General features: G+C 68.8%; 6 protein-coding genes. All 6 read right to left on the bottom strand.

The annotated features are described in order from the left end of the window. Positions 1 to 114: 114 nt before the first annotated feature. The 6 genes from polA to ACGGAQ_RS12510 all read right to left on the bottom strand — a co-directional run bounded on the left by polA (position 115) and on the right by ACGGAQ_RS12510 (position 7,939). Positions 115 to 2,814, bottom strand: a complete 2,700-nt coding sequence (gene polA, locus ACGGAQ_RS12535; RefSeq protein WP_393047772.1) for a DNA polymerase I — start codon at positions 2,812 to 2,814, stop codon at positions 115 to 117. A gap of 135 nt (positions 2,815 to 2,949) precedes the next feature. Beyond that, positions 2,950 to 3,663, bottom strand: coding sequence for an ABC transporter ATP-binding protein (locus tag ACGGAQ_RS12530; protein ID WP_393047770.1), 714 nt, complete (start codon positions 3,661 to 3,663; stop codon positions 2,950 to 2,952). Continuing rightward, on the bottom strand, positions 3,650 to 4,591 hold the full coding sequence (locus ACGGAQ_RS12525; protein ID WP_393047768.1) for an ABC transporter ATP-binding protein: 942 nt from the start codon (positions 4,589 to 4,591) through the stop codon (positions 3,650 to 3,652). The genes ACGGAQ_RS12530 and ACGGAQ_RS12525 overlap by 14 nt, the downstream gene beginning before the upstream one ends. Further along, positions 4,584 to 5,741 (bottom strand): branched-chain amino acid ABC transporter permease, encoded by a 1,158-nt coding sequence (locus tag ACGGAQ_RS12520; protein ID WP_393047765.1) that lies wholly within the window; start codon positions 5,739 to 5,741, stop codon positions 4,584 to 4,586. Before ACGGAQ_RS12520 ends, ACGGAQ_RS12525 begins: the two co-directional genes overlap by 8 nt. Continuing rightward, positions 5,738 to 6,721, bottom strand: coding sequence for a branched-chain amino acid ABC transporter permease (locus tag ACGGAQ_RS12515; protein ID WP_393047763.1), 984 nt, complete (start codon positions 6,719 to 6,721; stop codon positions 5,738 to 5,740). Before ACGGAQ_RS12515 ends, ACGGAQ_RS12520 begins: the two co-directional genes overlap by 4 nt. Positions 6,722 to 6,787: 66 nt before the next feature. Continuing rightward, on the bottom strand, positions 6,788 to 7,939 hold the full coding sequence (locus ACGGAQ_RS12510; RefSeq protein ID WP_393047761.1) for a branched-chain amino acid ABC transporter substrate-binding protein: 1,152 nt from the start codon (positions 7,937 to 7,939) through the stop codon (positions 6,788 to 6,790). Positions 7,940 to 8,063: the final 124 nt, after the last annotated feature.

The raw sequence follows: 8,063 nt of genomic DNA, 5'->3' as shown, positions 1-8,063 counted from the left end.
GCCGGGGGCCCCGGGGGGGGGGGCGGGGGCCCCCCCCCCCCCCCCCGCCCCCCCCCCGCCCCCCCGGGGGGGGGGGGGCCCCCCCCGGAACCCCCCACCGCAACCACGAAAGAATCAGTGATCCGCGCTGTTCCAGTCCCGACCCTCGCCGACCGACACCTCCAGCGGCACCGACAGCGGGTACGCCCCACCCATCTCACGCCGCACCAGCGCCTCCAACGCCTCCCGCTCACCCGGGGCGACCTCGAAGACCAGTTCGTCGTGCACCTGCAACAGCATCCGGGAGCGCAGGCCGGCGTCGGCGAGCGCGGTGTCGACGTGCAGCATCGCCACCTTGATGATGTCGGCGGCCGAGCCCTGGATGGGGGCGTTGAGAGCCATCCGCTCGGCGATGTCGCGGCGCTGCCGGTTGTCGCTCACCAGGTCGGGAAGGTAGCGGCGGCGACCCAGAATCGTGGAGGTGTAGCCGTCCTGACGGGCCTTGGCGACCACCTGGTGCAGGTAGTCACGCACTCCGCCGAAGCCGGCGAAGTAGTTCTCCATCAGGCCGCGCGCCTCTTCGGTGTTGATGTTGAGCTGCTGGGACAGACCGAACGCGCTGAGCCCGTACGCCAGGCCGTAGTTCATTGCCTTGATCTTGCGCCGCTGGTCCGGAGTGACCTCGTCGACCGGCACGCCGAAGACCGACGAGGCGGTGGCGGCGTGGAAGTCGGCCCCGGAGTTGAACGCCTCGATCAGCGCGTCGTCCGAGGAGAGGTGCGCCATGATCCGCATTTCGATCTGGCTGTAGTCGGCGGTGAGCAGGCACTCGTACCCCTCACCCACCACGAAGGCCCGGCGGATGCGCCGGCCTTCCTCGGTGCGGATCGGGATGTTCTGCAGGTTGGGCTCGGTCGAGGAGAGGCGCCCGGTGGCCGCCACCGTCTGGTTGAAGGTGGTGTGGATCCGGCCGTCGTCGGAGACGGACTTGAGCAGGCCGTCCACCGTCGACTTGAGCTTGGCGACGTCGCGGTGGCGCAGCAGGTGCGCCAGCACCGGGTGCGGCTGCTGCGCGTAGAGCCACTGCAGGGCGTCGGCGTCGGTCGTGTAGCCCGTCTTGATCTTCTTGGTCTTCGGCAGGCCCAGCTCGGTGAAGAGGATCTCCTGCAACTGCTTGGGCGAGCCGAGGTTGAACTCTCGGCCCACCGCCTCGTACGCACCCTGCGCGGCGGTCTTGACCTCGCCGGCGAAGTGCGCCTCCAACTCGTGCAGGTAGTCGTTGTCGGCGGCGATGCCGGTGCGCTCCATGCCCGCGAGCACCCGCATCAGCGGCAGCTCCACCCCGGCCATCAGCCGCGCGGACTGCTCACCGTCACGGGACAGCTCGGCGTCGATCGCGTCGGCGAGGTCGAGGGTGGCGCGGGCCTGGAGCATGAGGTTCTGCTCGGCCACGCTCTCGTCGCCCAGCCCGTCGAGGGTGAGCTGCCCGGTCTCGGGCGCGTCCACCCGCAGCTCGCGGTGCAGGTAGCGCAGGGCCAGGTCGGTCAGGTCGTAGGACCGCTGGTCGGGACGGGCCAGGTACGCGGCGATCTGGGTGTCGCGGACGATGCCGGCCAGCTCCCAGCCGTGTGCGGCGCAGGCCAGCACCGCCGGCTTGCTGTCGTGCAGCACCTTGGGCCGCTGCGCGTCGGCCAGCCAGGCCGCGAGGGCGCTCTCGTCGGAGGCGTCGAGCCCGGTCGGGTCCACCCAGGCGGCCGCGCCACCGGCGCTGGCCAGCGCCAGGCCGGTGATCGAGGCGGTGTGCCGGCGGTTGGGGCCGGTGTCGAGCTTGACCGCGAGCCCGACCGGGGTGCCGGTCGGGGCGTGCGTGCCCAGCCAGGCGGCGAGCCCACCCGGCTCGGTGAGCACCTCACCGGTCAGGTCGAAGCCCGACTCGGCCTCCGGCTCGACGGCCTCCAAATATTGGTAGAGGCGGTCGCGCAGGATGCGGAACTCCAGCGTGTCGAAGACCTGGTGCACGGCCTCCCGGTCCCAGCCGGCCCAGCGGGTGTCCTCCGGGCGCAGCGGCAGCTCCAGATCGGACACGAGCCGGTTGATCTCGTAGTTGCGGATCACGTCGGCGAGCCGCTCGCGCAGGCTGTCGCCGGCCTTGCCCTTGATCTCGTCGGCGCGGGCGATCACGCCCTCCACCCCGCCGTACGTGGTGATCCACTTGGCGGCGGTCTTCGGGCCGACGCCGGGGATGCCGGGCAGGTTGTCGCTGGTCTCGCCGACCAACGCGGCCAGGTCCCGGTATTGCTGCGGCCCGACGCCGTACTTCGCCTCGATCGCCGCCGGGTCCATCCGGGCCAGGTCGGAGACGCCCTTGCGCGGGTAGAGGACGGTGATCTGATCGTCGACGAGTTGGAACGCGTCGCGGTCGCCGCTGCTGATCAGCACCGACATGCCCTGGTCGCGGGCCTGGCAGGCGAGCGTCGCGATGACGTCGTCGGCCTCGAAGCCCTCCATCTCGACCACCGGGATCTGCAGCGCCGCCAGGACCTCCTTGACGAGGCTGACCTGGCCCTTGAAGTCGGTCGGCGTCTCGCTGCGGCCGGCCTTGTACTCCGCGTACTTCTCCGTGCGGAAGGACCGGCGGGAGACGTCGAAGGCGACGACGATGTGGGTGGGCTGCTCGTCGCGCAGGACGTTGATCAGCATCGAGGTGAAGCCGTACACCGCGTTGGTCGGCTGACCCGTCGTGGTGGAGAAGTTTTCCACCGGCAGGGCGAAGAACGCCCGGTATGCCAGGGAATGTCCGTCGACGAGGAGCAGGCGCGGCGTCGTAGCTGTCACGGCAGCGACTCTAGTCCGTCGCACCGACAACCCCGGGTGGCGGCACCGCGCCGCCGGCGCGAAAACACCCACCACGGCACGTACGCCGACGGCCGGCCGCCCGCGAGGGGACGACCGGCCGCCGGATGCGGTGGCTCAGGCCACGCCGAGGTACGCCTCCTTGACCGACGGGTCGTGCAGCAGGTCCTGGCCGGACCCCTCCTTCACGATCCGGCCGGTCTCCAGCACGTAGCCGCGGTGTGCCCGGGAGAGCGCCTGCTGGGCGTTCTGCTCGACCAGCAGGATCGTGGTGCCCTGCTGGTTGATCTCGGTGATGATGTCGAAGATCTGCCGGATCACCAGCGGTGCCAGACCCATCGACGGCTCGTCGAGCAGCAGCAGCTTCGGACGGCTCATCAGCGCCCGACCGACCGCGAGCATCTGCTGCTCGCCGCCGGAGAGGGTGCCACCGGCCTGCTTGCGCCGCTCGGCCAGCCGGGGGAAGAGGGTCAGCACCCGTTCCAGGTCGGCGGCGATGCCGGCGGAGTCCCGCCGGGTGTACGCCCCCATGTCCAGGTTCTCCATGACCGTCATGCCGGGGAAGATCTGCCGCCCCTCCGGCGACTGACACAACCCCCGCACCACCCGCAGGTCGGCCCGGAGCTTGCTGATGTCCTCACCGTTGAACGTGATCTTCCCGGTGCTGAGCGCCCTGGTCCCGGAGATGGCCCGCATCGTGGTGGTCTTACCGGCGCCGTTCGCGCCGATCAGGGCCACCACCTCACCCTCGTTGACGGTGAGGCTGATCCCGTGCAACGCCTCGATCCGGCCGTACGCGACGGCGACGTTCTCGAGCTCAAGCAGGCTCATCGGCGGGCTCCCCCAGGTACGCGGCGATCACCTTCGGATCGCGGCTGACCTCCGCGGGCGCACCCTCGGCGATCTTGCGGCCGAACTCCAGCACCACGATCCGGTCGGTGACACCCATGACCAGCCGCATGTCGTGCTCGATGAGCAGGACGGTCAGGCCCATGTCACGGATCTTGCGGATCAGGGTGAGGAGCTCCTCCTTCTCCGCCGGGTTGAAGCCGGCGGCCGGCTCGTCCAGGCAGATCAGCTTCGGCTCGGTGGCCAGCGCGCGGGCGATCTCCAACCGGCGCTGGTAGCCGTACGGCAGGTTGCGCGCCTCGTCGTTGGCCCGGTCGGCGATCCCGACGAAGCGCAGCAACTCGAGCGCCTTGGCCTCCGCCGCCCGCTCCTCCAGGATGTGCCGGGACAGGCCGAAGATCTTCGCGGCCGACAGGCGCACCTGCTGCCAGGTCCGGGCGATCCCGGACGCGGCGGTGACCTGCGGCAGCTCCTCCGGCTTGGGTCGCACCCGGTAGAGCCGGAACAGCGCCCCCGGCACGCTTGTCTTGTGCCGGGAGTCCGTGCCGACCATGACGTTCTCCAGCGCCGTCATCTCCGGGAAGAGACGGATGTTCTGGAACGTCCGGGAGATGCCCAACTGGCTGATCTGGTGCGGCTTGCGGCCGGTCACCTTCTGGCCCCGGAACCGGACCGCGCCCGACGTCGGCTTGTAGACCCCGGTCATCACGTTGAAGCTGGTGGTCTTGCCGGCGCCGTTCGGCCCGATGAGGCCGAGGATCTCGCCCTCGTAGATCTGGAAATTGATCTTGTCGAGGGCGACCACGCCGCCGAAGCGGAGCGTGACGTCGTCGACTTCGAGAAGCACCTGCCGAGGCCCCGGCTGAGTCGGGATCTTCGGCGCTGACGTGCTGGTGGTCTGGTCAGACATGAGCGGGCACCTCCTCTGCCTCTTCCGCGCGGTCCTTGAACTCGCGGGCACGCCGCCGGCTCGGGACCAGGCCCTGCGGACGCAGGATCATCACCAAAACCATGGCCAGGCCGAAGACCAGCCACCGGTAGTCGGCGAAGTCGCGGAACCGCTCCGGCAGGTACGCCAGCAGCACCGCGCCGAGCGAGACGCCGATCATGTTGCCGGAGCCACCGACCACCACCATCGCGACGAAGAGGATGGACAGGTTCGCGTTGAACTGGGTCGGGTCGATGAACGCGTTCCGGCTGCCGAAGAGGAAGCCCGACAGGCCGCCGAGCGCCGCGCCGATGGCGAACGCCCAGAGCTTGAACTTGAACGGGTAGACACCCATCACCGCGGCGGCGTCCTCGTCCTCGCGCACCGCCAGCCACGCCCGGCCGACCCGGCTGTGCTCCAGCCGGCGAACCAGGAACACCATGATCAGCACGAACGTGATCGCCAACCAGTACCAGGGCTTCGCGTCGATCAGGCCGAAGACCTTGTTGTCCGGCGACGGCGCACCCTCCGGACCGGGGATGGCCGAGATGCCCACCGGGCCGTTGGTCAGACCGGTGGCGTTGCGGGCCACGATCCGGATGATCTCGCCGAAGCCCAGCGTCACGATGGCCAGGTAGTCACCGCGCAGCCGCAGCGTCGGCCAGCCCAGCAGCACCCCGGAGATCATGGTCAGCACGATCGCGATGAACAGGCAGATCGCCCAGGTCACCGCCCACGTCGGCGGGAGGTTGAACTCCTGCTGGATCCACTTCACCACCGGGGAGTTCACCGAACCGAACAACGCCACGCTGTACGCGCCGATGGCGAAGAAGCCGATGTAGCCCAGGTCGAGCAGGCCGGCGAGACCGACCACCACGTTCAGGCCGATCGCGACCAGCACGTAGATGGCGCAGACGAAGAGCACGCCCGCCCAGTTGTTGCCGCCCTCGATCGAGTCGGTACGCAGCCAGGTCAGGCCCGGAATGCCGAGGAGCGGCAGGTAGTAGAGGATCGCCACGAAGGCGGCCAGCCCGAGGGCCTGCTGCCACTTCGTGAGCGCCCGCCAGCGGTCGCCGATGCCGGTCAGCAGCGTCACCCGCCGCTGATCTGCGGAGCGAATCTTGTTGATCATGCGCGGGCCCTCCCGAGCGACTCGCCCAACAGACCGGTCGGCCGGAACATCAGCACCACGATCAGCACCACGAAGGCGATGACGTCCTCCCAGTTGGACGCGAAGAGCGTGGCGCCGTAGACCTCGACGATGCCGAGGAAGAGGCCACCCAGCAGCGCGCCGCGCAGGTTACCGATGCCGCCCAGGACCGCGGCGGTGAACGCCTTCAGGCCGAGCACGAAGCCGATGCTGTTCTGGGTGAAGCCGAACCGCATGCTCCACAGCAGCGCGGCCGCGCCGGCCATGATGCCACCCAGCACGAAGATCAGCATGATGACGCGTTCCTGGTTGACGCCCATCAGCGCGGCCGTCTCCGGGTTCTGCGCCACCGCGCGCACGCCCCGGCCGTACCGGGTGCGGTTGATGAACCAGTCGAGCAGCGCCATCATCACCACGGCCGCGACGAACACGATCACCTGGATGTTGGTGATCCCGGTGTTGCCGATGGTGAACAGGGTTTCCTGCTGGATGATCGTCGGCATACCGACGATCTGCCGGGGCCGGCCGAACACATCCGGCAGCGCGCCGCCCAGCAGCTTGGGCAGCACCTGCCCGAAGAGCTCCACGAACACCAGCGAAAGACCGATCGCGGTGATCAGGAAGATCAGCGGCGGCGCGTTCTTGCGCCGCAGCGGCCGGTACGCGACCCGTTCGAGCGCCAGAGCCGTACCGCCCGAGGCGACCGCCGCGACGATGAGGCCGAGCACCAGGAACAGGATCGCCTGGCCGACAGGGGGGTTATTTTCCACGCCGAGCTGGTTCCACAGGATCAGCACCGCGAAGGTGCCGACCATGAAGACCTCGGAGTGCGCGAAGTTGATCAGACGAAGGACGCCGTAGACGAGTGTGTAACCAAGGGCGATCAGGGCGTAGATAGCGCCCTTGGAAAGGCCATCGACCGTGTGCTGGCCGAGATGACCGATCAGTTCATCGAAATGCACCGGGGGTCTCCTTGAATCGAGTGCGGCCGGGGTGAGACACCCCGGCCGCACTCCATCGCCATGGCGTCAGCTGAGCTTGAGCTCCTGCAGCGGCTCGATGGCCTCGCCCTTGATCTGGTAGGCCCAGATGACGACCTTCGACGGGTCGACGTCGCCCTTGGAGTCGAACTTGATGTACTTCGACACACCCTGCTTGTCGTACGCCTTCACGTACGCCAGGATGTCGGCCCGGGTCTTCTTGCCGTCCTTGAAGGCGTCCAGGTAGATCTTGGCGGCGTCGAAGCCCTCCGCACCGTAGGAGCCCGGCGCGATGCCAAACTCCTTCTGGTAGTCGGCGGAGAAGGTGCCGCCAGCCTTGTCGGCCGGGAGGCACGGGCAGGTGATGATCGCGCCCTCGGCACCGCCGGAGGCGCCCTTCGGGAACGCCGGGTCGTACAGACCGTCCGGGCCGACGAACTTGGCCTGGACACCGGCAGCGCGCATCTGCTTCACGAGCGGGGCGGCCTCACGGGTGTAACCGCCGTAGAAGACGTAGTCCGCCTGCGCGGCCTTGATCTTGGAGATGGTGGCGTCGAACTGCGCCTGCCGCTCCTGGATCTTGTCCTTGTTGACCACCAGCGGGCCGAGCTGCTTGCCCAGCTCGTCGGTGATGCCGGCACCGTACGCGCTGGCGTCGTCGATCATGAAGACCTTCGCGGCGTTCTGCGCCTTCAGGTAGCTCGCCACCGCGCCGGCCTGCGTGCCGTCGTTGCCGACGACCCGGAAGAAGGACGTGTTGCCCTTCTGGGTCAGGTCGGTGCGGGTGGCCGACGGGGCCACCATCGCCAGGCCCGCGGCCTGGTAGATCGGCATGGTGGCATCCGACTCACCGGAGAAGTGACCACCGATGACACCGAGGAACGAGTTGTCACCCGCGATCTGGTTCGCGAACGGGGTCGCGACAGCCGGGTCACCCTGGGTGTCGAAATCCTGCATGGTGACCTTGCAGTTCGGGTTCGCCTCGTTGAACTGCTTCACGGCGAGCTTCGCGCCGTTGAGCGACGGGATCACCAGACCCGCGTTGTCACCGGTGAACGCGCCGAAGATCGCGATCTTGCCACCGCAGTCACCGGACGCGGTCCCACCGTCGCCGCCACCGGAATCCTGGCAACCTGCCGCGACCACCAGGGTCGCGGCGAGCGCAACGGTGCCCAGCGCCCGTACATAGCTTCGCCTCACGGCTTCCTGACCTCCTCCAGATGCGGACGCGACTGACCCGTAGTGACGGCGACAGCACGCAGACCGCAGATCCACCCACCCCGCAGGGACGCCCCCTGCGTAACGGCTCGTGATGGCGGAGCGT

It is taken from the genome of Micromonospora sp. NPDC047557 (assembly GCF_043205095.1).
Taxonomy (GTDB): domain Bacteria; phylum Actinomycetota; class Actinomycetes; order Mycobacteriales; family Micromonosporaceae; genus Micromonospora.
The sequence above is the reverse complement of the archived record's forward strand: the minus strand, read 5'-3'. Positions and strand labels throughout refer to the sequence as shown.